This window comes from Variovorax sp. GW822-FHT04E09, assembly GCF_058800845.1.
Window position 1 is genome coordinate 907,392 of the sequence record NZ_JBXAMR010000003.1, and the last position, 22,708, is coordinate 930,099.

Genomic DNA, 22,708 nt, shown 5'->3' on the forward strand with positions numbered 1-22,708 from the left:
CGTCTGGCCTGAAAGCCTTCAGGCCAGCTGCAACGACAGCATCTCCCGCGCCCGCGTCACGAACGCGGTCTCGCCCCGTCGCGCGGGCAGCCACTGGAACGCCACGCGGGGCAGCGCCGGCAGCCCATGCGGCGGTGCGAGCCGCGCGATGCCTTCCCCGATCGCCGATTCGTTGAGGCAGGCCACGCCCAGGCCCGCGGCCAGGGCCGACTGCAGGCCCGCCACCCCCGATGCGACGTGCGCCAGCACGTACGGCACGCGGCGGCGGCGCAGCAGGGACACGGTGAACTGGTGCAGCGAGCAGGTGTCGGGCAGCGCCAGCAGTCGCACCGGCTCGCCGCGCACCACACGCAGGCCGGTCGCGCCGAGCCACGCCAGCGATTCGCGCCGCAACACGGCGCCACTGCCCGCCGCGGCTGCATTGGCCCCCGCGATGTTCATGGCCAGGCCCACGTCGAAATCGCCATGCGCATAGGCGGTGCGCAGCGCGTCGCTCTTCAGGATGGTCACGTGCAGCCGCACCTGCGGATAGCGCTCGCCGAGCCGGCCCAGCAGGCGGGTGAGGTCGCCGGGGCGGAAGTAGTCGGTCACGGCCAGCCGCAGCTCGCCCTGCAGGGTTTCGCCGCGCAGGTCGCGAAAGGCCTCGTCGCTCAGCGCGAGGATGCGCCGCGCGTGCCCCAGCAGCCGCAGGCCCGCCTCGGTGGGCGCCACGCCGGCCTTGCTGCGGGTCAGCAGCGACTGGCCGGCGCGCTCCTCGAGCTTGCGGATCTGCTCGCTCACCGACGATTGCGACAGGTACACGCGCGGCGCCGCCGCCGTGAGGCTGCCGGCGTCGGCCACCGCCACCAGGGTGCGCAACTGTTCGAGGTCGAAGCCTTGCATGGTGCCTGCCTATCCATTCGCTGATCCGATGGATTCCATCATATCTTCCCGCTTTTCCGATGACGAGAGGAATCCCACAATCACCCCATCGACCACCCGTTCTTCAACGCAAAAGGAGTCCACCATGCCCCACATCGTCGTCCACCTCTCCGGCCAGCCTGACGCCGCCCTCACCCGCAAGACCGTCGACACGGTCGCCGAGCTCACCCAGAGCGTGCTGGGCAAGGCACTGCCGGTCATCGCCGTCACGGTGCAGTACATCGCCGCCGACAGCTGGTTCATCGGCGGCCAATCGCTGGCCGAACTCGGCAAGTCGGCCTTCCACTTGGACATCAGCGTGACCGACGAGACCAACACCAAGGCCGAGAAGGCGCGCTACCTGCGCGAGGTGCAAGCGGCCATGGCCCGGCTGCGGCCCGACCTGCACGAGGTCTCGTACATCCACGTGATCGATGCGCGCGGCGCAGCCTACGGCTACGGCGGCAAGACGCAGGAGTACCGGCACCAGCAAGCGGGTGTCTGAGAAGACTTCTTGAAAGACGCCGGGGGCGTGGCACCATGCCGCCATGCCCTCCCACGGAACCCCGCACGCCGCCGACAGCCTCGGCAATCCGCTCACGCTCGACGACGCCGCCAGCCTCGCGCTGGTCGACGACTTCGTCATGGGCTTTCTCTCGACCGAGGCGCGCGCCGTGAACCTGCTGGCGCTGGCCGAACGCGATGCCAGCCCGATCGTGCTGGCCTACTGCGCGACGCTGCACCTGTTCGCCGAATCGCGCGAGGCCGCGGCCAATGCGCAGCCCTTCCTCGACAAGGCCCGCGCCGGTGCGGCGCGCGCCACGCCGCGCGAGCAGCGCTACATCGCCGCCGTCCAGGCCTGGGCCGACGGCGACATTGCGCGCGCCATCGCGCTGCATGCCGAGCAGGCACGCGAGCATCCGCGCGACCTGGTGTCGGTGAAGCTGGGCCAGTACCACTGCTTCAACACCGGCGACTGCCCCGGCATGCTGCGGCTCGCACTCGCGGCGCTGCCGGCCGCGGCCGAGGTGCCCTACGTGCACGGCATGGCGGCCTTCGGCTACGAGCAGTGCCACCTGCTGCGCGAGGCCGAGGCCAGCGCGCGCCATGCCATCGGCCTGTGCCGCAAGGAGCCCTGGGCGCACCATGCGCTGGCGCACGTGATGCTCACCGAAGGCCGGCTGGCCGAGGGGCTGGCGTTCATGCAGGGCGTGAGCGACACCTGGACCGGCCTCAACTCCTTCATGGTCACGCACAACTGGTGGCATGTGGCGCTGTTCCTCATCGACCTGGGCCGCGACGCCGAAGCGCTCGCGGTGTACGACGAGCACGCCTGGGGCGTGGTGAAGGACTACTCGCAGGACCAAATCGGCGCCGTGTCGCTGCTCGCGCGGCTCGAGCTGGCGGGCATCGACGTCGGTGCGCGCTGGGACGACGTGGCCGACCACCTGCGGCAGCGCCAGGCTGACCACGTGCTGCCCTTTCTCGACCTGCAGTACCTCTACGGCCTGGCGCGCGCCGGTCGGCCCGAGGCGCAGGTGCTGCTGCACAACATCGAGGCCTTCGCGCCCGTGGCGCCAGCGTCCACGCGCGCCGCGTGGCAGCGCGTGTGCGTGCCGGCCGCGCGCGGCCTCGTGGCCCATGCGCGCGGCGACGTGGCGGGTGCGGTCGAAGGCTTGGGCGTCGCGCTGCCGCGCATGATCGAGATCGGCGGCAGCCACGCGCAGCGCGACCTGTTCGAGCAGCTGTACCTCGATGCGCTGGTGCGCACCGGCACCGAGTCCGCACTCGCAGGCGCACAGGGCCTGCTGCAGCAGCAGCTCAACGGCCAGCCCGAATCGCTGCGGCTGCGGCGGCAGGCGGACGCGGTCTACGCGCGACTGGGGCTCGGGCAGATCACGGCGCGCTGAGCGGCGCGCGGCACCACCCATGCCTTCCGGTCATGGGGCGTGCCGCAAAAGGAATTAACGGCTGCGCGGGAGCGACTCCTAAACTGGCCGCTCCTCCCGCTCTCCTCCCGTTCGCCCATGCAGCGCTCCCTCGTCACGCTGGCCGTTCTCGCGGCCCTCGCCTCGCCCTTCCCCACCACCGCCGCTGAAGCCCCCGTCGAGCTCGACCTGCTGCTGCGCGGCGGCACCATCTACACGGGCGACAGCGACACACCCGTGGCCGGCGACGTCGGCATCGCGGGCGACCGCATCGTGTTCGCAGGCCGCGCCATGCCGGCGCAGTTCCGCGCACGGCGCACCATCGACGCCACCGGCCTCGTGGTGGCGCCCGGCTTCATCGACGCCCACACGCACGCCGACGCCGACCTGCTCTCGGCCGACGCACGCAAGCGCCTGAACATTCCCTTCCTCACGCAGGGCGTGACCACGGCCGTGATCGGCAACGACGGCTTCGGCGGCTACGACATCGCGGCGCAGACGCAGAAGCTGCGCGCCGTGCCGGTCGGCACCAACGTCGCGATGTACGCGGGCTTCGAGCCGCTGCGCATCAGCCAGCTCGGCGAGGCCAACCGCGCCCCCACGCCCGCGCAGATGGACACCATGAAGCAGCACCTGAGCCGCGCGATGTGCGACGGCGCGCTCGGGTTGTCGACGGGCCTGTTCTACCCACCGCAGAATTTCTCGAAGACCGAGGAGGTCATCGAACTGGCCAAGGTAGCGGCCGCGCACGGCGGCCTGTACGACAGCCACATCCGCGACGAGGCCATGTACAACGTCGGCCTCAAGGGCTCGATCGACGAGGTGATCCGCATCGGCCACGAGGCGAAGCTGCCGGTGCACGTGGCGCACATCAAGGCGTTGGGCGTGGCGGTGCAGGGCCAGAGCGGCGACATCATCCGGCGCATCGAGAAGGAGCGCGCCGCGGGCCTGGACATCACGGCCGACCACTACCCCTGGACCGCGTCGAGCACGCGCTTCTCGGCCGCGCTGCTCCCGCCTTGGGCCAACGAAGGCGGCCGCGCGGCGACGCTGCAGCGCTTCGACGACGCGGCGCAGCAGGAGCGCCTGCGCAAGGACATGCGCGAGAACCTGCGCCTGCGCGGCGGGCCCGAGGCGATCCTGTTCTCGGCCGGCAGCACGAAGTACGTGGGCAAGACGCTGGCCGACGTGGCCAAGACCTCGAACGCCGACCCGGTCGACGCCGCCATCGCCGTGCTGCGCGACGGCGACCTCATGATCGCCTCGTTCAACATGAGCGACGACGATGTGCGCGCCTTCATGAAGCGGCCGTGGGTCATGACCTCGTCCGACTCGTCGCTGGGCCATCCGCGCGCCTACGGCACCTTCGCGCGCAAGTACGACCAGTACGTGGTGAAGGAGCGCGCGATCTCGCTGGCGCAGTTCATCCGCAGCAGCAGCGCGTACACGGCCGACACGCTGGGCCTCGTGCAGCGCGGGCACCTGCGCCCCGGCTACCACGCCGACGTGGTGGTGTTCGATCCGAAGCGCTTCGCGGCCAAGGCCACCTACACGCAGCCCACGCTGCTGTCCGAAGGCGTGGTCACGGTGCTGGTGAACGGCCGCCTCGCGGTGGACGGCGGCCAGCCCACGGGCGTGGGCGCCGGCGTGCCGCTGCTGCGCACGCCGAAGCCGGGCAGCTGCCCGGCCTGAACCGAGAGATCAGTCTTTCTTCAGGTGCCGCCGCTGGTCGTAGGTCGGCTGCGGCGGCAGGTCGGCGAGGTGGCGCGTGTCGGCCCACTCGACGATCTCGATGGCGTCCGGCGCGGCCGGGTCGGCGATGCGGATGCGGTTGAAGCCCGCGTTCGGGATCTCGCTCTGGCGCGGGCCGCTGAGGCTCAGGCCGCGCGCGGTGCGCCACACCATGTCGAGCACGCCGCCGTGCGTGACGACGATCAGGCGCTGGCCGCGGTGCGCGGCAGCGACGGCGCCGAGCGCGCCGATCACGCGCGCATGGAACTCGCGCGCGCTCTCGCCCTGCGGCATGGCGTGGTCTTCGCGGAACTCCAGCCACTCTTCCCAGGCGCGCGGATGCTGGCTCTGGATCTCGTCGGCCCGCATGCCCTCGACCACGCCGAAGTGTTGCTCGCGCAGCGCCACCGAGGTGACGACCGGCAGCGCCAGCTGCTGCGCCGCGGGCGCCGCGGTCTGCTGGGCGCGCATGAGGTCGCTGCTGATGAGGTGCCGTGCCGTCTCGCCCGCGAGCCGCAGGCCGAGGCGGCGCGCCTGCTCGTGGCCGATGTCGTTGAGCGGGACGTCCGCGTGGCCCTGGAAGCGAAGCTCGCGGTTCCAGGCGGTTTCGCCGTGGCGGATCAGGATGAGGTCGGTGGGGGCGGAGTCGGGGGTGGTGGTGGACATTGCATGCATTGTCCCCCGAGTGCATGACATGCCGGCTTCGTGCCAACCCGCTGTTGCATGGTCGCCACCGCGTACGGGCCGTGCGCCGGGCGCGTCCGATCGCGCAAAATCGGCCCATGCCCCATCTTGTCCTGCTGCCCGGCCTTGCCTGCGACGAACGCCTCTGGGAGGCCCAGTTGCCCGCACTTCCCGCCGCCTTCGGCGCCCGCGTGAGCGACGTCCAGACGCGCCACGACACCATCGAGGGCATGGCCAGCGCCGTGCTGCGCGAGCACGACGGCCCGCTGGTGCTGTGCGGCGCGTCGATGGGCGGCATGGTCGCGATGGAAGCGGCGCGCCAGGCGCCCGAGCGCATCGCCGGGTTGATGCTGCTGGGCACCAGCGCGCGGCCCGAGACGCCCGACATGTTCGCGCTGCGCGAAGGCGCCATCGAGTGGTTCGAGCGCGGCGAGGTGCGCGAGATCATCGAGCCCAATGTCGCCTTCGCCTTCCATCCCGCGCAGGCCGCCAACCCGGCGCTGGTGCAGCGCTACCTGGACATCGTGCTCGGCGCCGGCGCGGCCCAGCTCATCCGCCAGAACCACGCCGTGATGCGCCGCCCCGATGCGCGCACGCACTTGGCCCTGCTGCGCGCGCCGGTGCTGCTGATGTGCGGCGACGACGACCGCCTCGCGCCGCCCGAATGCACCCGCGAGATGGCGGCGCTGCTACCGCGCGCCGAGGTCGTGTGGGTGCCGCAGTGCGGCCACATGCTGACGATGGAGAAGCCTGCGTTCGTCAACACGGCGCTCAACGCCTGGCTGGGCAAGCACTTTCCCCGCGCTTGAGAGCCCCGGTCAGTGCAGCTGGCCGCCGGTTTCCGCGACGTCCTGCTTCACGGCCAGCGCAGTCTTCACGGTGATGCGCAACGCATCGACCAGCGTCTCGAGCGCCATGCTCGGCGCGCCCGGAAAGCGCGCCGCCTGCGCCGGCAGGTAGGGAATGTGGATGAAGCCGCCGCGCACGCCCTTCGCCATCGCATGCGTCGCGATGCGGTGCATCAACCCGTAGAAGAGGTGGTTGCACACGAAGGTGCCCGCGCTGTTCGACACCGAGGCCGGCACGCCGCCCGCGCGCAGTTCGCGCACGATGGCTTTCACGGGCAGGCTCGAGAAGTAGGCCGTGGGCGCGCCGGGCACCACGGGCACGTCGATCGGCTGGCGGCCGAGGTTGTCGGGCACGCGCGCGTCGTCGACGTTGATCGCGATGCGCTCCGGCGTGAACTCGGCGCGGCCACCGGCCTGGCCGATGCAGATCACCAGCGTCGGCTGAAGCTCGTCCATCGCGCGGTCGAGCGCGTCGAGCGCCTCGCCGAAGACGCAGGGTACGAGGCGCGCATGCACGGTGGCGCGGCCGCACTTCCAGCCATCGAGCGTGCGCACCGCCTCCCATGATGGATTGAGCAGCTCCTGCTCGAAGGGCTCGAAGCCCGTCAGCAGGACGTTGGGAGAAGCGCGCTTCGCCGGCATCCTGTTCAGGCCATCGCGCGAACGTCGATGCCTTCCTGCTGCAGCCGCTCTCGGATGCGCCGCGCGAAAGCCAGCGCGTGCGCGCCGTCGCCATGCAGGCACACGCTCTGGGCATTGACGGGCACGGTGCTGCCGTCGATGGCGACCACGCGGTGGTCGCGCACCAGCGACAGCGTCTGCGCCAGCGACTGTTCTTCGCTCTCGATGAGCGCGCCGGGCTGGTTGCGCGGCACGAGGCTGCCGTCGGGCATGTAGCCGCGGTCGGCGAACACCTCTTCCACAGGCTGCAGGCCGGCGCGGCGGGCCGCGTCGATCATGTTGCTGCCAGCTAGGCCGAAGAACTTGAGCGAAGGGTCGAAGCGACGCACCGCCTCGCACAGCGCCTCGGCCAACTCGGGCTCTTTCACCGCCTGGTTGTAGAGCTGGCCGTGCGGCTTCACGTGCGCGAGCCGGCCGCCCTCGGCCTTGACGATCGCGGCCAGTGCGCCGACCTGGTAGAGCACGTTCGCGACGATCTCCTCGGGCGGCAGGTGCATGGTGCTGCGGCCGAAATTCTCGCGATCGGGAAAGCTCGGGTGCGCGCCGATCGCCACGCCGTGCGCCATGGCCCAGCGCACGCACTGCTGCATGGTCCTGGCGTCGCCCGCGTGCCAGCCGCAGGCGATGTTGGCGGAACTCACGAGGCCGAGCAGCGCTTCGTCGCTGCCGGCGCCTTCGCCGAGGTCGGCGTTGAGGTCGATCTGCATGGGGTGTTCTCCGTCTCGGGGGCAGGTGCGGGAGCCACCTGCTTCAGGCCACAGTCTAGGCCGCGCCGGGCCAGCCCGCAGCGGCGAGCCCCTGCGCCACCTGCGCCAGGTAGCGCTGCTGCGCGGCCCAGGCCGCGAGCGCGTGCGACAGGTCGGTGCGCACCAGCCGCAGCCGGCCGCCGAGCGGCGCCTGCGCGAGCTTCCAGAGGTCAGCGCGGATCACCACGCCGATGCGCGGGTAGCCGCCGGTGGTCTGCGCGTCGCCCATGAGGATGATCGGCTGGCCCGAAGGCGGCACCTGGATCGTGCCGGGGATCACGCCCGAAGACAGCATGTCGCCGCCCGCCTTGCGCTGCAGCTCGGCGCCGGCGAGCCGGCTGCCCATGCGGTTGCTTTGCGGCGTGATGCGCCAGCGCTCGCTCCACAGCAGCGCCTGCGCGTCGGGCGTGAACAGGTCGAACTCGGGGCCGGGCAGCACGCGCAGCGCGAGCGCGCCGTCGGGCTCGGCCATGCCCCAGTCGGGCGCGCGCAGGCCGAAAGGACGGCGCGCGTTCTGGTCTGCACCGAGGCGCGAAGCCCCCAGCACGAGCCGGTCGCCCTTGCGCAGCGCGCGGCCCTCGTGGCCGCCGAAGCCGGCCTTGAGGTCGGTGCTGCGCGAGCCGAGCACGGGCGCCACGTCGATGCCGCCGGCCACCGCGAGCCAGCGGCGCAGGCCGGCCTTCGGCGTGCCAGGCGCGTTGGCACCGGCCAGGCGCAAGGTCTGGCCGGCGCGCACGGGCACGCTCCAGCAGGGCCACAGCGGCACGCCGTCGAGCGTGGCGCCGAAGTCGTCGCCGGTGAGCGCGATGCGGGTGTCGACTTCGAACTGCAGCTCGCAGCCGCCCATGGTGAATTCGATGCCCGCCGCCGCGTCGGCGTTGCCGGCCAGCCGGTTCGCCAGCGTGAGCGCGAGCATGTCGAGCGCGCCGCCCGGGCAGATGCCGAGCTGGCGCAGGCCGGGCCGCCCGAGGTCCTGCACCGAGGCATGCACGCCGGGTTTGCGCACGAGGATCATGTCTGCAGGCTTTCGACGACGAAGCGCACGCGGTCGCCCGGACGCAGCAAGGTGGGCGACTCGGCCGACGGGTCGAACAGTTCGAGCGGCGTGCGCCCGATGAGCTGCCAGCCGCCCGGCGACACCAGCGGATAGATGCCGGTCTGCTCGCCGCCGATGCCCACCGAGCGCGCGGGCACGGCGGTGCGCGGTTCGGCGCGGCGCGGTGTCGCGAGTTCAGGCGCCAGCCCGCCCATGAAGGCGAAGCCCGGCAGGAACCCAAGCAGGTAGACCACGTAGTCGCCGCCGCTGTGGCGGCGCACCACCTCGGCCGCCGACAGCCCGGTGTGGGCCGCCACGTCGGCGAGGTCAGGGCCGTGCTCGCCACCGTAGGCCACGGGAATCTCGATGCGCCGACCCTCGGCGGCATGGGCCGCGAGCCCCGGCCAGGCCTGGAGCACGCGCGCCGCAAGTTCCTCGAACGCCACGGCGGTCGGGTCGAAGGTCAGCGTGAGGTTGTTCATGCCCGGCAGCGCCTCGCCGACGCCGGGCCAGGCCAGCACCTCGGCGGCCAGCGCCCAGATGCGCTGCTGCTGCGCCAGCGTGGCGGGCGCGGGCAGGTCGCACACCAACGCCGCATCGCCCAGCGGATGCAGGCGGGGCAAGGGGGTGGCGCTCACCTCAGCGCGAAGCCTGGGAGCGGGCTCATTCCCTACCGAGGCTGCGGACCTTGGCGGTCAGCTGCTGCTCGACGTTCGGCGAGACGAACTTGTTGACCTCGCCACCGAGCATGGCGATCTCGCGCACGAAGGTGCTGGAGATGAACTGGTACTTGTCGCTCGGGGTCAGGAACACGGTCTCGACGTCGGGCATCAGCGAGCGGTTCATGCCGGCGAGCTGGAACTCGTAGTCGAAGTCGGTCACGGCGCGCAGGCCGCGCACCATGGCCTTGCCGCCGCGCGCGACGACGAAGTCGCGCAGCAGGCCCGAGAAGCTCTCGACCGTCACCTGGTCGCTGTAGGGCTTCACCGCCTCGCGGGCCATGTCCATGCGCTCGGAGAGCGTGAACAGCGCCTTCTTGTGGTGGCCCGCCGCGACGGCGACGATCACCTTGGAGAAGAGTTGGGTTGCACGCCGCACCACGTCCTCGTGACCGAGGGTGATGGGGTCGAAAGTGCCGGGATAAACCGCGATCACGTTGCTGGCCATGGTTGCTTCTTCCTCATGCTGCCGGTGCGGCTTGTCCGGCGGATTATGCAGGCACGGACACGGCGCGGCGCAGCAGATGGGCATGCACGGCGCCGGCCTTCAGGTAGCGGAATTCGGCTAGGCCCAGCGCGGCGAGCTCCTCGGCGGCCCAGCGGCGCGGCGCCTCCAGGTAGATCGCGCCGTCGGCATGCAGCGCGCGCGCGGCGGCGCGCAGGGCCGGCTCGTACAGCGCGAGGTTGTCGAAGGGCGGGTCGAGAAACACCGCCTGCAGGCTGCCCGCTGCCGCGCGTTCGAGCGCGGTGACGCCGTTGCCGCGCTCCACGCGCACGGCCTCGGCCGAGAGCTTGGCCTTGGCGGCCTGCAGCTGGGCGACCAGCGCGGCGTCCTGCTCGCACAGCAGCACGTGGGCCGCGCCGCGCGAGGCGGCTTCGAGGCCGAGCGCGCCGGTGCCCGCGAAGGCATCGATGCAGTGCCAGCCCGGCAAGGCACCGCCGCCCACGCCGGCCAGGCTCGCGAGCCAGTTAAACAGCGTTTCGCGCACGCGGTCGGGCGTGGGGCGCAGGCCGGGCTTGTCGGCCACGGCCAGGCGGGTGCGCTTCCACTCGCCGCCGATGATGCGGACCTCGCTGGGCCGCGACGGGCGCTTGGCGGCGGGGGCACGCGAGACGGGCGCGGCGACGTTCTTCTTCGGGGGCTTCTGGGGCATGCGGCGAGCTTAACGCCGCAGCTGGCCCCCCTTCACTCAGTAGCCCATGAACGCGCGGCGGGCCAGCAGCGCGGCCAGCACGAGCATCGTGCCGCCGATGAGCGCATCGAGCATCTGCCAGGCGCGCGGCCGTGCAAACACCGGCGCCAGCAGCCGCGCGCCGAAGCCCAGCGCGGTGAACCACAGCACGCTGGCCAGCGTCGACCCGACCACGAACCAGGCCTTGAGCAGGCCCGGGTACTGCGCCCCGGCCGTGCCCACGAGCAGCACGGTGTCCAGGTAGACGTGCGGGTTCAGCAGCGTGAAGCCGGCGGCCTGCGCGACCACCGCGGCGCGCGAGCGCGAGGCGCCCTGCGACACCGTCTGCAACGCGCCCGGCTGGCGCGAGCGCCACAGCGCGCGCAGGCCGTAGCCGCAGAGAAAGGCCGCGCCGAAGCCCGCGAGCAGCGTTGCCAGCATCGGCCGCCCCTTCAGCGCCTGCGCCATGCCGGCCACGCCGGCGGCGACCAGCACCGCGTCGCAGACGGCGCAGAACAGCACCACCGCGCTCACGTGCTCGCGGCGCAAGCCCTGGCGCAGCACGTAGGCGTTCTGGGCGCCGATGGCGACGATGAGCACCAGGCTCATGAAGAGCCCGTTGAGGAAAGCGGTGGAGGCGTGAACGGCGGTCATGGTCCGAGCTTGCCGTCCGCAGCCGATTCAATCAAACTAAACTTTCTAACGCCGATTCAGTTTTACTTCATTCACAACCATGCTCGACTACGCCGCCCTGCACGCCCTTGCCGCCGTGGTGCGCGAAGGCAGTTTCGAGCGCGCCGCCCGCGCGCTGCATGTCACGCCCTCGGCGGTGTCGCAGCGCGTGAAGCTGCTCGAGGAACGCACCGGCGGCGCGCTGCTGGTGCGCGGCCAGCCCTGCGTGGCGACCGAGGCTGGCCTGCAGCTGTGCCGGCACGTCGAGCGCGTGGGCATGCTGGAGCACGAACTGCGCGAGGCCCTGCCCGCGCTGGGCATGGGCAGCGGCGAGGCGCACGAGCGGGTCACGGTGCGGGTGGCGGTCAACGCCGACAGCCTCGCGACCTGGTTCATGGCGGGTGCCGCGGCCTTCGCCGCGCAGGCGCCCGACGCCCTGCTCGACCTCACGGCCGACGACCAGGACCACACGGCCGAACGGCTGCGCAGCGGCGCCGTGCTGGCGGCCGTGACCGCGCTGGCCCAGCCGGTCACGGGCTGCAACAGCGAGGCGCTGGGCACGGTGCACTACGTGGCGGCCGCGAGCCCCGGTTTCGTGGAACGGTATTTCGCCAAGGGCGTGGGCGCACGCACGCTGGCCGCCGCGCCGAACCTGGTGTTCGACCGCAAGGACCGGCTGCAGGCGCGCTGGGTGCGCCGCATCTGCCACCGCAACGTGGAGACGCCGCGCCACTGGGTGCCCTCGCCCGCCGCCTTCGTCGAGGCGGCCTGCCGCGGCATCGGCTGGGGCATGCACCCGACCAGCATGGTGGCCGATGCGCTGCGCGACGGCACGCTGGTCGAACTGGTGCCCGGCGCGACGCTGCCGGTGCCGCTGTACTGGCAGCACGCCCGCGCGGCGCCGCGTCTGCTGGCGCAACTCGGTGCCGCGGTGCGCGAGGCCGCGCGCAGCGGGCCGCACGCGCTGGCCTGAGCTTTTCTTTTCTTCTTACTGCGCCGCGGCGGCCTGCTTGCCGCCCACGACCACCGTCACCATGCGCTGCGGCTGCAGCTTGCGGGCGAACGCGGCCTGGATGTCGGCGGCCGTGACCGCGTTCATGCGCGCGGTCCAAGTGTCGAGGTAGTCCAGCGGCAGGTCGTACCAGGCGATGTTGGCGACGTTGCCGATCAGCTTGCGGTTGCTGTCCAGGAGCAGCGGGAAGCCGCCGATCAGGTTGTCCTTGGCGGCCTTCAGTTCCTTCTCGGTCGGGCCTTCGGCCACGAACTTCGCGAGCACGTCGCGCGAGACCTTCGTCGCCGCCTCGGCCTGGTCGGGCCGGGTCTGGAAGCCGATGCGGAAGGCGCCCGCCTCGAGCCCCGGCGCAAAGCCGCTGTACACGCTGTAGGCCAGGCCGCGCTTCTCGCGCACCTCTTCGGTCAGCCGCGAGACAAAGCCGCCGCCGCCGAGCACGTAGTTGCCGAGCGTGAGCGCGAAGTGATCGGGGTCCTGGCGCGGGTAGCCGGGCTGGCCGATGAAGACGTGGGCCTGGGCCGAGTCGAACGCGATGCGCTCGTCCTTCGGTGCCGTGAGCGCCGCCACCGGCGCGATGCCCGGCAGCGGTGCGCAGGCGCCGGGACTGGGCAGGCGCGACAGCAGCGTGGTCGCCAGCGCCTCGGCCTCGGCGCGCGTGACCGCGCCCACGATGCTGAGCTTGGCGCGGCACGGCAGGATCAGCTGCTCGTAGCGCTGGCGCATGGCGGCGGTGTCGATGCGCGCCAGCGTGGCTTCGGTCACTTCCTGGCCGTAGGGGTGCGTGCCGTACACGGCCTGCGCGAAGGCGCGGCCGACGACGGTGGCGGGCTTGGTGTTGGCTTCCTTGATGGCGGCGTTGATGCGCTCGCGCTCGCGCGGCCAGATGTCGTCGGGGAACGAGGGCTCGCCGATCTCGCGCGCGGCCAGCGCCACGGCCTTGGTCAGCAGCGCCGGGTCGGACAGCGTGCGCAGCGTGTAGCTGGTGCGGTCGGTGCCGGCGCTCACGTCGAAGCTGGCGCCCAGGTCGGCCCAGGCCTCGCCCAGCGCATTCTGGTCGAGCGCGGGCTCGCCGTTGCGCCCGGCGCGCACGCCCTTCTCGACCATCGCGGCGCTGGTGCTGGCCAGCCCGGCCTGCGCGGCCGGGTCGCGCCGGCTGCCGGCGTCGAAGTCGATCTGCACGTCGACGATCGGCAATGCGTTGGTCGACACCAGGTACACCTTGGCGCCGTTGGCCAGCGTCCAGTGCTGGATGGGCAGCGCGGCCTGCGCGCTGCCCATGCCGAACAGCGCGGTGATGCCCGCCAGGAGGGCGGTGCTTGCAAATTTCTTGAGGTTCTTCATGAGGGGAATCCGGTGCCTTTCAGCGCATCTCGCCCACAGGGGCTGCGAAGCCGCGGCCGCGCTTGGGTTCGGGCGGCAGGGGCCGCAGCGTGGCGACCGTGAGCTGGTCATCGCCGAAGTACTTGGCGGCCACGGCCTGCACCTGCGCCGCCGTCACGGCCTGCAGCCGGGCGACGATGCGCTCGCTGGCGTCCAGCGGCAGGCCCTGGATCCAGTTGCTGCCGAGTTCGCGCGCCTGCGCCATCACCGAGTCGCGCTTGTAGGTCTCGCTCGCCACCCACTGCGTCTTGACGCGGGCCAGCTCGGCCTCGCCGACGCCCTCTTTCGCCACGCGCGCCACCTGGGCGCGCAGCGCGGCCTCGACGGTCTCGGCGGTCTTGCCGGCGGCCGGCACGCCGTCGAGCATGAACAACTGCGGACCGCGGCCGATGAAGCCCGCGTACGCGCCGGCCGAATCGGCCACGCGGCCGGGGCCCTGCGTGAGTGCGCGGTCGAGCCGCGCGCCGGCGTAGCCGTCGAGCACGGCCGAGAGCACCACCAGCGCCCAGGCGTCGCTGTTGGCGTCGTCGATGTTCGTGAGCTGCGGCACGCGGAAGGCGAGCGACACGTATGCCTGCTCGGCCGGGGCCTTGAATTCGAGGCGGCGGATGCCGCGCTGCGTGGGCTCGGTGCGCGGCTTGCGCTCCGGCACGGCGCGCGCGGGGATGCTGCCGTAGTACTTCTCTGCCAGCGCGCGCACGCGCGCCACGTCGACGTCGCCGGCCACCACGAGCACGGCGTTGGCCGGCACGTACCAGCGCTGGAAGAAGGCGCGCGCATCGGCGGGCGTCATCGATTCGAGGTCGCTCATCCAGCCCACCACCGGGCGGCGGTACGGCGACGCGGTGAAGACGGCCGCGCTCTGCTGCTCGCCGAGCAGGGCGCGCGGCTGGTCGTCGGTGCGCAGGCGGCGCTCTTCCTTGACCACCTCGATCTCGCGCTTGAACTCGTCGTCGGGCCACTGGTTGTTGGCGAAGCGGTCCGATTCGAGCTTCATCACCTGCTCGAGGCTGCCGACCGGGATCTGCTGGTAGTAGCCGGTGGCGTCGCGCATGGTGAAGGCGTTTTCCTGGCCGCCCAGCGCCGCCACGCGGCGCGAGAACTCGCCGGCCGGCACGCTCTTCGTGCCCTTGAACAGCATGTGTTCCAGCACGTGCGCCACGCCCGTGGTGCCGTCGACCTCGTCCATGGAGCCGACCCGCACCCAGACCATCTGCACCGCCGTCGGCGAGCGCCGGTCGGTCTGCACGATCACGGTCATGCCGTTGGCGAGGGTGAATTGCTGGGGGCCCGGGGCCGCCGCGGCGGCGGCCGATGCGGCGGGGGCGGGGGTGGACTGGGCCTGCGCGGGCACGGTCCACAGCGCCGAAAGCGCCAGGGCCAGCACCGCACCAGACGCAGCGCGGCGTGGCGAGAGGTGTTTCATAGAATGGGTCGGATTGTAAAAAGCTCCCGATGTTCAGTTTCTTCAAGAAAAAACCACCTGCCGATGCCCCGGTGACACCGGCCCCGCCGCCGACCGCCGAACCCGCGCCCTCCCCGGCCGCGGAACCCGCACCGGCACGCTCGGTGTTCTCGCCGTCGAGCTGGTTCGGGTCGAAGCCTGCGGCGGAAGCGCCTGTTCCCGCACCCGCACCCACCCCTGCGCCGCCCCCCGAGCCGACACCGGCCGCGCCCGTGGTGGCGCCGGCGCCCGCGCCAGTTCCGGTCGCTGCACCAGCGCCGATCCCTGCGCCAGCGCCCGCGCCCGCCCCCGTTCCTGCACCCGCTCCCGTCATTGCGCCACCGCCGCCCCCTCCGGCGCCCGTGCCGGCACCGCCTCCCGCGCCTGTCGCCGTGGTCGCCGAACCCGCCCCCATCGCCACCGAGCGCAAGAGCTGGTTCGACAAGCTCAAGACCGGCCTGCGCAAGACCGGCACCGGCATCCAGGCCGTGTTCGTCAACGCGCAGATCGACGACGCGCTGTATGAAGAGCTCGAATCGGCGCTGCTCATGGCCGACACCGGCGTCAAGGCCACCGAGTTCCTGCTCGACGACCTGAAGGTGCGCGTCAAGCGCCAGATGGCCACCGACGCCGCGCAGGTCAAGCGCCTGCTGGCCGACGCCGTCACCGACCTGCTCAAGCCGCTGGAGAAGCCGCTGGTCATCGGCGAATACACGCCCACCGTGATCATGGTGGCCGGCGTCAACGGCGCGGGCAAGACCACCTCCATCGGCAAGCTCACCAAGCACCTCGCCACCGAAGGCGCCTCGGTGCTGCTGGCCGCGGCCGACACCTTCCGGGCGGCGGCGCGCGAGCAGCTGCTGGTCTGGGCCGACCGCAACACCGTCGAGATCGTGAGCAACGAAGGCGGCGACCCGTCGGCCGTGAGCTTCGACGCGGTGAACGCCGGCAAGGCGCGCGGCAAGGACGTCGTGCTGGTCGACACGGCCGGCCGCCTGCCGACGCAGCTGCACCTGATGGACGAGCTCAAGAAGATCAAGCGCGTCGTCACCAAGGCCGACGCCACCGCGCCGCACGAAGTGCTGCTGGTGATCGACGGCAACACCGGCCAGAACGCGCTGGCGCAGGTCAGGGCCTTCGACGAGACGCTAGGCCTCACGGGCCTCATCGTGACCAAGCTCGACGGCACCGCCAAGGGCGGCGTGCTGTGCGCCATCGCGCGCGAGCGGCCGATTCCGGTGTACTTCATCGGCGTGGGCGAAAAGCTCGAAGACCTCGAGACCTTCAACGCCCGCGAGTTCGCGCAGGCGCTGCTGGGCTGACCGGCGCTTTCGCCGCCTTTCGCTTCGGTCAAAAAAAACGGTCCCCGACTCGCGCCGGGGACCGTCAGCTCCCTGTCTTTCTTTTTTCTCCCTTTGTATTTCCCCCTGCGTGTGTGCCTCTTCGGGAATCAGAAACCGAACAGTGACGTCGGGCCGCACACCGGGCTGGCGTTGCAGTTGGTCGACGTGAAGTAGTAGGCCTTCTGCTCGCTGGTGCCCAGCGCCAGGTGACCGAGCAGCGCCGCCTTCTTGGCCCCTTCGGCGTTCGCCTGCTGGATGAGGGCCGTGGTGTTGGTGCTCGGTGCGAGCGAATAGAAGTTGAAGGTCGCCGACTGCGACAGGTCCTTGGTGTAGACCACGCCGCCACCGTCCGAGAAGCCGAACTCCGTGCGGAAGCGGAAGCCGCGAGCGCCGCGCTCGTTGAACTGCGCGAGGTAGCCGGCGTGGTCGCCGATGGGATCGCCCAGTTCGTAGCCGAAGGTCGAGTTGCCCACCGAGCTCTTTTCGTAGACGGCCGCCGTGCCCGCCGAGTCGCCGGTCAGGAACGCGATGGTGCGGTTGTAGAAGCCGCTCGCGCCCTGGCTGTTCGCCTGCGCCAGGTAAGCCGCCTTGCTGGCGGGCTGCAGCTCGACACGGTAGCTGTAGGTGGCACTGTCGGCGCTGCTCTTGCGATAGACATTGAACATCTCGCCACCGATCGACTGGGCGCCCACCCACTGGAAGCCCCGCGCGCCGGCTTCGTTCAGCTGGTTCTGCAAGTCCGCGTTGGACGTGGCCGGGGCCTTCTTCTCGTAGCTGTAGGTGGCGTCGATCGTCTTCACGAACCCATCGATGTGCTCGAAGGTGGTGGGGCCGGTCGTGAAAGAGAAACCGCTCAGGAAACGGAACCCGCGCGCACCCTGCGCAGCGAGGCTGTCGAAGAAGGCCGACGCGGTGGTCGCAGCCGGCAGGCCCTCGTACAGGAAAGTGGTGGCACCCGGATTCGGTGCTGGTGCCGGGGCCGGTGCTGGTGTGGGCGCAGGCGCCGGGGCTGGCGCCGGTGCGGGCGGCGGCAACACGAAGCCACCGCCACCGCCACCACCGCCGCCTCCACCTCCGCACGCCGTCAGGGCCAGCAGCGCGGCCGTCGCGGCGGCCACTGCAGCAGGTTTGAAATTCATGGTCACTCCCTTGTCGATTCTTGTTCGGTGGCGACGCGGACCGCTGTCCGTCGACGCCGTGGAAACCCGAAATTACGACGGGGCCGATGTTCCCGGCAGTGCCAAAAGTCATTGCATGTGCGCCCATCCGGATCGATCGGCACGCAATGAACTACAACGTATTCACTTTCGATCGCAAGCTGTGTGCGAGACGCTACGGTGCCGTCGCGAGCCCCGCCATGGCCTGCAGCAGCGCATCGGGCGCCACGGGCTTGAACAGCACGGGCACGCCCGACTCGCGCACGCGCTGCAGGCGGTCGGGCGAGGTCTCGCCGGTGATCAGCAGCAGCGGCAGCTCGGTGCCCAGGTGCCGACTCAGGCGCAGGCCCACGTCGAGGCCGTCGACGCCGTCGGCCAGGCGGTAGTCGCACATCAGCAGGCCGAAGGGCCGGCCTTCGGCGCGGGCCTGGTGCAGCGCCTCGGCTGCGGCGGCCTCGTCGGCGACGGCGTGCGCATCGATCGCGTGCGAGCGCAGCAGGCCGGTCATGGCTTCGCGAATTTCAAGTTCGTCGTCCATCAACAGCACGCGACCGGGCAGCGTGGCCGCGCGCCGACGTGCAGCCAGTTCGACACTGCCGGCCGGAAACGGGCCCACGAGCGCGCTGACCTGCGGCGGCACGGTCGGCAGCACGACGCGGAAGTGCGTGCCGCGGCCCGGGCGCGAATGCATCTGCACCGGATGGCCCAGCAGGCGCGACAGGCGACGCACGATCGACAGGCCGATGCCCAGCCCGCGCGCGCGGTCCCGGCCGGGGTTATCGATCTGGTAGAACTCTTCGAAGATGCGGTGCGACTGCTCGGGCGCGATGCCGATGCCGGTGTCGCGCACCTCGATCCACACGGTGTCGCCGCGGTCGCGCGCCGTCACGGTCACTCCGCCTTGCACGGTGTACTTGAGGGCGTTGTCCATCAGGTTGGACAGCATGCGGTGCAGCAGCTGCGGATCGCTGCGCACCCACAGGCCGCTGGCGCGCACGCGCAGCTGCAGCTCCTTCTGCTCGGCCTGCGCCGAGAAGGTGTGGTTGAGCGGCAGGAACAGCGCATCGAGCTCGACCGGCTGCGGCGACGGCGTGATGACGCCGGCGTCGAGCCGCGACACGTCGAGCATGGTGTCCAGCGACGCGCCCAGCGCGTTCACGGCGCGCATGAGGCGCTCGGCGTTGCGGCTCTCGGGGCGGCCACGCAGTTCGTTCTCGAGCGCGGCGCCGAACAGCGCGATGGCATGCAGCGGCTGGCGCAGGTCGTGGCTGGCGGCGCCGAGGAAGCGGGTCTTTTCTTCGCTGGCACGCTCGGTGGCGGCGATCTGCTCGCCCAGGCGCGCGGCCAGCGCCTCGTTCTCGAAACGCAGCATGAGCGAGTCGGTCAGCAGCCGGTGCTGGCGCACGCCGGCGTGCAGCGTGAGCATCAGGTAGGCCGAGCCGGCCGCGGCCAGGAACAGGTGCAGGCCGTCGCCCTGCCAGGCCAGTGCGATGATCATGCCCAGCGACATGGGCAGGGTGTAGCCGAACAGCGCGGGCTTGAGCGGCCACAGCGACTGCGCGGCGCGCGCGCAGCTGCCGACGATCACGGCCATCAGCAGCGAGGTCATGGGCAGGTTCTCGTGCGGCACGATGAACCAGGGCACCACCGCCGTGATCATGCTCACCAGCGTGACCATGCGCGAGATCTTGCGCGCCCAGTACGGGCTCTCGGAGGCCGGCTTGTCGGGCGTCCAGCGCGGCGTGAAGAAGACGTAGATGTCGACCGCCACCAGCGCCGCCATCCAGAACAGCAGGCGCGCATCGCTGAGCTGCGAATAGATGATGCAGCCGAACACGATCACGAAGCCCAGGTGGGTCAGCGTGGAAATGCCGTAGGTGTCGTAGACCGAGCCGACGTGCTCGCGCAGCACGCGCTGGCCCAGCAGCTGGCCGGCGGCGGCGTCGCCGCGGCCCGCCAGCGTGGCGCCGCTCAACGCAGCATGCTGATCAGCTGGGCGCGCGAGCGCATGCCGAACAGCAGCAGGATGGTCGAGACATGGTTCTTCACCGTGCCCTCGCTCAGGTTGGCCAGTTGCGCGATCTCCTTGTTCGCCTTGCCTTCGAGCACCCACTGCAGCACCTGCATCTGACGCGGCGTGAGCTCCTGCCAGGCGCTGGCGTGCGCGAACTCCGCATACCCCGACAGCGACTTGGGCAGCGACGCGGGCGGCAGCGGCTGCTGCGGCGTGCCGTCGGCCTCGAACAGGCCGCAGGCGCGGATGAAGCCCACCATCTCCTTCAGGTCGGCGGACTTGGGCAGGAAGGCGCTGGCCCCGAGCGCGAGCGCGCCCTGCGCCAGCGTGCTGTTGGCGGTGCCCGAGAGCACCACGACGCGCGCCGCCGGAAAGCGCAAGCGGAACTCGGCCAGGCCGCTGAGCCCGTGTGTGTCGGGCAGCGCGAGGTCGAGCAGCACGAGGCCGATGGCCGCCTCGTTCGCCGCGTAAAGCGCGAGCGCGTCGGCGATGTTGCCGGCCTCGAACACCGCGATGCGCGCGCCCGAGGTGGCGGCTTGGGCCTGCACCAGTGCGCTCACGCCCAGGCGCAGCAGGTCGTGGTCGTCCACCACCAGGATCGCGCCGGACACGCCGGCGGGCACACCGATGTCGGTGGTGGGCGGCAGGGGTGCGGAGGGGGAGTCGAAAGAGGCCACGGATTTGATCTTAGCGGCGCAAGCCCCGCGCGACAGTGCCCTAAGTCATGGCGCCCTGACCCGGGCTGGCGCCACTTGCCACGGCGCGGCGCCGTGGGCACCATGGACGTCTTGCCGCAACGCACGGCGCCCCGGAGACCTACCATGACCCACACTGCCGCCGCCCCGCTCGCCACCAGCGAGCGCAAGGTCGACCGCCTCCTCGCCCACTACGAGGAGAGCCACCGCCATCCGACCAACGAGCTGATCCACTTCGTGGCCATTCCCGCGATCATGCTGAGCATCGTCGGGTTGCTGTTCGCGATCCATCCGTGGGTGGCTTACGCCTTCGTGGCGGCCAGCCTCGTGTACTACGCCCTGCTGCGCTCGCCGGCCTTCCTCGTCACGATGCTGGCGCTCACGGTGCTGGCGCTGGTGGCGGTGCATGCGATGGGCACCGCGGTGGCGCCGGTGTCGGCGGCGATCTTCGTGGTGGCGTGGATCTTCCAGTTCGTCGGCCACAAGATGGAAGGCAAGAAGCCGTCGTTCTTCGAGGACATCCAGTACCTCTGGGTCGGTCCGCTGTTCGTGCTGTCGAAGTTGTTCGTCAAGCTCGGCATTCGCTGGTAGCCCCGCAGGCCCGGCCACGCCGGTGCGCAGCGTCCGCGCGCAGGGTTCCTTCAAGGCGACACGAGCGGCTCGGCCTCATAGGCCCGGTGCAGCAGTTCCACGAAAGCCGGCGCTGGCGGCAACACCACGTCGCCGATGCGGTGCACCGCCACGCCCGGCGTCCACGAGTTCATGACCACGGCGCCGGCCAGCGCGGGCAGGTCGGCCATCCGCAGCACCTGGCTGCGCTGCGGGACACCGAGGCGTTCGAACTGCCGGCGCACGATGCCCATGGTGGTGCCCACGAGGATCTCGGCCTCGGGCCACACCACCGCCTCGCCGTCCCAGAAGGCCAGGTTCCAGATCGATGCTTCGCCGAGCCGGCCGTGCCGGTCGAGAAAGGCCGCGTCGTCGAAGCCCTGCGCGACGGCCTGGCGCAGCAGCTGGGTCTTGGCGCCTTCGCCGACGTGCTTCACGGCCGGCAGGAAGCGCTCGTGCTCGATCGCGGCCAGGGTCAGCGGGCCGGCGGGGCCGTTGGAAGACGGGCCGGTGCGGATCAGCACCTCGGGCACCGCTTCGGCCGCGGTGAACTCGCCAACCGGGGAGTAGGCGGTGGCCGTCAGCGACAGGTCCGCCGGGCCGGCCGCGAGCGCCGCCCGCAGGTGGGCGCGCACCGTGTCGTCGGGCAGCGCCTGGCCGAACAGGGTCTGCGAGGCGAAGCGCAGCCGCGCCAGATGGAGGTCGAGGCCCCGCACCCGGCCGCCACGCACCTGCATGGCCGTGAAGTGTGCGTGGCCGGCGAAGGCGAGCGGGGCCAGGTCCGCAGCGGGCGCCGGCTGGCCGTTGCGCTGCACGACGAAGGAAGAAGGAGAAGGGACGCTGGCGGACATGGTTTCGTGGCTCCTGGAAGGGATGAATCATCAAGTTCCTGAACTATCCCGCGTTGACTTCCCCAAGAGAAACGAATAGTTTTTGGAAAATTATCAAAAACCATTTGAAGATCGATGCACCCCAGACTGCTCCCCGGCACCCGCGCCCTGCGCACCTTCGAGGCTGCCGGGCGGCACCTGAACTTCACGCGGGCCGCCGAAGAAGTGGGGCTGACACCGGCGGCCGTGAGCCACCAGATCAAGGAGATCGAGGAGCAGCTCGGCGTGGTGCTGTTCACGCGCACCAGCCGCAGCATCCGCCTCACGCCGGCCGGCGCCGTGTGGTTCGAGGCCACCGCCGACGCGCTCGACACCCTGCGCCGCGCCGCCGGCCGCGCCCGGCGCATGGCGCGCGGGGCGGCGACGCTGCGGCTGTCGACCAGCGCCCGTTTCGCGACCAACTGGCTGCTGCCCCGGCTGCCGCAGTTCCGGGCCGCGAACCCAGGACTGGAACTGGGTTTCGATATTTCCGATGCGCTGCGGGATTTCGACGCCGACGACATTGATGTGGCGATCCGCTTCGGCAACGGGCAAGACCCAGGCACGCGCGCCCAGCGGCTGTTCGACACCGTCATCGTGCCGGTCTGCAGCCCCAGGCTGCTCGCCAGCGGGCCCCCGCTGACAACGCCGCGCGACCTGTTCCAGCACACGCTGTGCTACGTCGACTGGAAGACCGACGGCATGGTCTGGCCGAATTGGCCGATGTGGATGGCCGCGGCGGGCATCGAGGGCTTCGACGACAGCCGCTGCATCGGCTTCGCCGACTCGAGCGACGTGGTGCGCGCCGTCACCGAGAGCGGCATGGTCGGCCTGGCCGACCTGGACATGATCGGCGCCGACCTCGCCCAGGGCCGGCTGGCGCGGCTGTTCGACATCGGCGTGCCCATGGCGGCGGGCTACGCCTACCACCTGGTCTACCCGGAAGGCAGCGCCCAGGACCCGCGCATCCTGGCGTTCCAGGACTGGCTGCTGGGGCAGGCCTCCAGGACTTGAAAAACGCCAAACGGCATACAAATATCCAACAAATCGCGACAAAAGCTATCGCAA

The 22,708-nt window shown here is 71.1% G+C and carries 23 protein-coding genes; 8 read left to right on the forward strand and 15 right to left on the reverse strand.

Translation table 11 applies throughout. The features are described 5' to 3' along the window. Positions 1-18: 18 nt before the first annotated feature. Positions 19-882: a LysR family transcriptional regulator gene (locus AC1RL8_RS16550; RefSeq protein ID WP_159273005.1), complete on the reverse strand. Its 864-nt coding sequence runs from the start codon at positions 880-882 to the stop codon at positions 19-21. A 124-nt stretch (positions 883-1,006) separates the two neighbouring features. Between AC1RL8_RS16550 and AC1RL8_RS16555 the strand changes: the two genes are divergently transcribed. From AC1RL8_RS16555 to AC1RL8_RS16565, 3 genes are all read left to right on the forward strand, one after another. Continuing rightward, the gene (locus tag AC1RL8_RS16555) at positions 1,007-1,405 is read left to right on the forward strand and encodes a tautomerase family protein (RefSeq protein WP_492684803.1); all 399 of its coding nucleotides are present in this window, start codon (positions 1,007-1,009) and stop codon (positions 1,403-1,405) included. A 43-nt stretch (positions 1,406-1,448) separates the two neighbouring features. Then, positions 1,449-2,810, forward strand: a complete 1,362-nt coding sequence (locus AC1RL8_RS16560; protein ID WP_492684804.1) for a tetratricopeptide repeat protein — start codon at positions 1,449-1,451, stop codon at positions 2,808-2,810. A gap of 117 nt (positions 2,811-2,927) precedes the next feature. Beyond that, a complete protein-coding gene (locus AC1RL8_RS16565; RefSeq protein WP_492684805.1) occupies positions 2,928-4,520 on the forward strand; it encodes an N-acyl-D-amino-acid deacylase family protein in 1,593 nt (530 codons plus the stop codon). Between the two features lie 9 nt (positions 4,521-4,529). Here AC1RL8_RS16565 and AC1RL8_RS16570 read toward each other — a convergent pair whose 3' ends face one another. Further along, positions 4,530-5,225: a histidine phosphatase family protein gene (locus AC1RL8_RS16570; RefSeq protein WP_139706433.1), complete on the reverse strand. Its 696-nt coding sequence runs from the start codon at positions 5,223-5,225 to the stop codon at positions 4,530-4,532. 116 nt (positions 5,226-5,341) lie between these two features. Here AC1RL8_RS16570 and AC1RL8_RS16575 point away from each other — a divergent pair, with 116 nt between their 5' ends. Beyond that, on the forward strand, positions 5,342-6,052 hold the full coding sequence (locus AC1RL8_RS16575) for an alpha/beta fold hydrolase (RefSeq protein ID WP_185993669.1): 711 nt from the start codon (positions 5,342-5,344) through the stop codon (positions 6,050-6,052). Between the two features lie 9 nt (positions 6,053-6,061). Here the strand turns inward: AC1RL8_RS16575 and pcp are convergent, their stop codons facing one another. Genes pcp through AC1RL8_RS16610 form a run of 7 tightly spaced genes read right to left on the reverse strand, consistent with a single transcriptional unit; the run spans position 6,062 to position 11,099 of the window. Beyond that, positions 6,062-6,733 (reverse strand): pyroglutamyl-peptidase I, encoded by a 672-nt coding sequence (gene pcp, locus AC1RL8_RS16580; protein ID WP_492684806.1) that lies wholly within the window; start codon positions 6,731-6,733, stop codon positions 6,062-6,064. Positions 6,734-6,738: 5 nt separating this feature from the next. Beyond that, positions 6,739-7,479: a 5-oxoprolinase subunit PxpA gene (gene pxpA, locus AC1RL8_RS16585; RefSeq protein WP_492684807.1), complete on the reverse strand. Its 741-nt coding sequence runs from the start codon at positions 7,477-7,479 to the stop codon at positions 6,739-6,741. Positions 7,480-7,534: 55 nt separating this feature from the next. After that, positions 7,535-8,533: a 5-oxoprolinase subunit C family protein gene (locus AC1RL8_RS16590; protein WP_492684808.1), complete on the reverse strand. Its 999-nt coding sequence runs from the start codon at positions 8,531-8,533 to the stop codon at positions 7,535-7,537. Beyond that, positions 8,530-9,177, reverse strand: a complete 648-nt coding sequence (pxpB, locus tag AC1RL8_RS16595; protein WP_070062022.1) for a 5-oxoprolinase subunit PxpB — start codon at positions 9,175-9,177, stop codon at positions 8,530-8,532. The genes AC1RL8_RS16590 and pxpB overlap by 4 nt, the downstream gene beginning before the upstream one ends. Before the next feature lie 40 nt (positions 9,178-9,217). Next, positions 9,218-9,721, reverse strand: a complete 504-nt coding sequence (gene coaD / locus AC1RL8_RS16600) for a pantetheine-phosphate adenylyltransferase (protein WP_062481439.1) — start codon at positions 9,719-9,721, stop codon at positions 9,218-9,220. Between the two features lie 43 nt (positions 9,722-9,764). Continuing rightward, entirely contained in the window at positions 9,765-10,427 is a 663-nt protein-coding gene (locus tag AC1RL8_RS16605; RefSeq protein ID WP_095746681.1) for an RsmD family RNA methyltransferase, read from the reverse strand. A gap of 36 nt (positions 10,428-10,463) precedes the next feature. Continuing rightward, complete coding sequence (locus AC1RL8_RS16610) at positions 10,464-11,099, reverse strand: LysE/ArgO family amino acid transporter (protein ID WP_095746682.1); 636 nt, start codon at positions 11,097-11,099, stop codon at positions 10,464-10,466. Positions 11,100-11,178: 79 nt separating this feature from the next. On the opposite strand from AC1RL8_RS16610, the gene AC1RL8_RS16615 reads away from it, so the two are divergent. Then, entirely contained in the window at positions 11,179-12,090 is a 912-nt protein-coding gene (locus AC1RL8_RS16615; protein WP_070061978.1) for a LysR family transcriptional regulator ArgP, read from the forward strand. A 15-nt stretch (positions 12,091-12,105) separates the two neighbouring features. On the opposite strand, the gene AC1RL8_RS16620 is transcribed toward AC1RL8_RS16615, so the two are convergent. Together AC1RL8_RS16620 and AC1RL8_RS16625 are read right to left on the reverse strand one after the other, a co-directional pair. Then, positions 12,106-13,470, reverse strand: a complete 1,365-nt coding sequence (locus tag AC1RL8_RS16620; RefSeq protein ID WP_492684809.1) for a M16 family metallopeptidase — start codon at positions 13,468-13,470, stop codon at positions 12,106-12,108. Positions 13,471-13,489: 19 nt separating this feature from the next. Then, complete coding sequence (locus AC1RL8_RS16625; protein ID WP_492684810.1) at positions 13,490-14,935, reverse strand: M16 family metallopeptidase; 1,446 nt, start codon at positions 14,933-14,935, stop codon at positions 13,490-13,492. A 29-nt stretch (positions 14,936-14,964) separates the two neighbouring features. On the opposite strand from AC1RL8_RS16625, the gene ftsY reads away from it, so the two are divergent. Beyond that, positions 14,965-16,275: a signal recognition particle-docking protein FtsY gene (ftsY, locus tag AC1RL8_RS16630; RefSeq protein ID WP_492684811.1), complete on the forward strand. Its 1,311-nt coding sequence runs from the start codon at positions 14,965-14,967 to the stop codon at positions 16,273-16,275. Between the two features lie 128 nt (positions 16,276-16,403). On the opposite strand, the gene AC1RL8_RS16635 is transcribed toward ftsY, so the two are convergent. From AC1RL8_RS16635 to AC1RL8_RS16645, 3 genes are all read right to left on the reverse strand, one after another. After that, the gene (locus AC1RL8_RS16635) at positions 16,404-17,435 is read right to left on the reverse strand and encodes a hypothetical protein (protein WP_492684812.1); all 1,032 of its coding nucleotides are present in this window, start codon (positions 17,433-17,435) and stop codon (positions 16,404-16,406) included. A gap of 193 nt (positions 17,436-17,628) precedes the next feature. After that, on the reverse strand, positions 17,629-19,428 hold the full coding sequence (locus tag AC1RL8_RS16640; protein ID WP_307695010.1) for an ATP-binding response regulator: 1,800 nt from the start codon (positions 19,426-19,428) through the stop codon (positions 17,629-17,631). Next, on the reverse strand, positions 19,425-20,144 hold the full coding sequence (locus tag AC1RL8_RS16645; protein WP_095950908.1) for a response regulator transcription factor: 720 nt from the start codon (positions 20,142-20,144) through the stop codon (positions 19,425-19,427). The genes AC1RL8_RS16640 and AC1RL8_RS16645 overlap by 4 nt, the downstream gene beginning before the upstream one ends. 144 nt (positions 20,145-20,288) lie before the next feature. Here AC1RL8_RS16645 and AC1RL8_RS16650 point away from each other — a divergent pair, with 144 nt between their 5' ends. After that, on the forward strand, positions 20,289-20,753 hold the full coding sequence (locus AC1RL8_RS16650) for an Mpo1 family 2-hydroxy fatty acid dioxygenase (protein WP_095746687.1): 465 nt from the start codon (positions 20,289-20,291) through the stop codon (positions 20,751-20,753). 50 nt (positions 20,754-20,803) lie between these two features. On the opposite strand, the gene AC1RL8_RS16655 is transcribed toward AC1RL8_RS16650, so the two are convergent. Then, positions 20,804-21,622: an aminotransferase class IV family protein gene (locus AC1RL8_RS16655; protein ID WP_492684813.1), complete on the reverse strand. Its 819-nt coding sequence runs from the start codon at positions 21,620-21,622 to the stop codon at positions 20,804-20,806. A gap of 114 nt (positions 21,623-21,736) precedes the next feature. Here AC1RL8_RS16655 and AC1RL8_RS16660 point away from each other — a divergent pair, with 114 nt between their 5' ends. Further along, complete coding sequence (locus AC1RL8_RS16660; RefSeq protein ID WP_492684814.1) at positions 21,737-22,654, forward strand: LysR substrate-binding domain-containing protein; 918 nt, start codon at positions 21,737-21,739, stop codon at positions 22,652-22,654. Positions 22,655-22,708 lie beyond the last annotated feature (54 nt).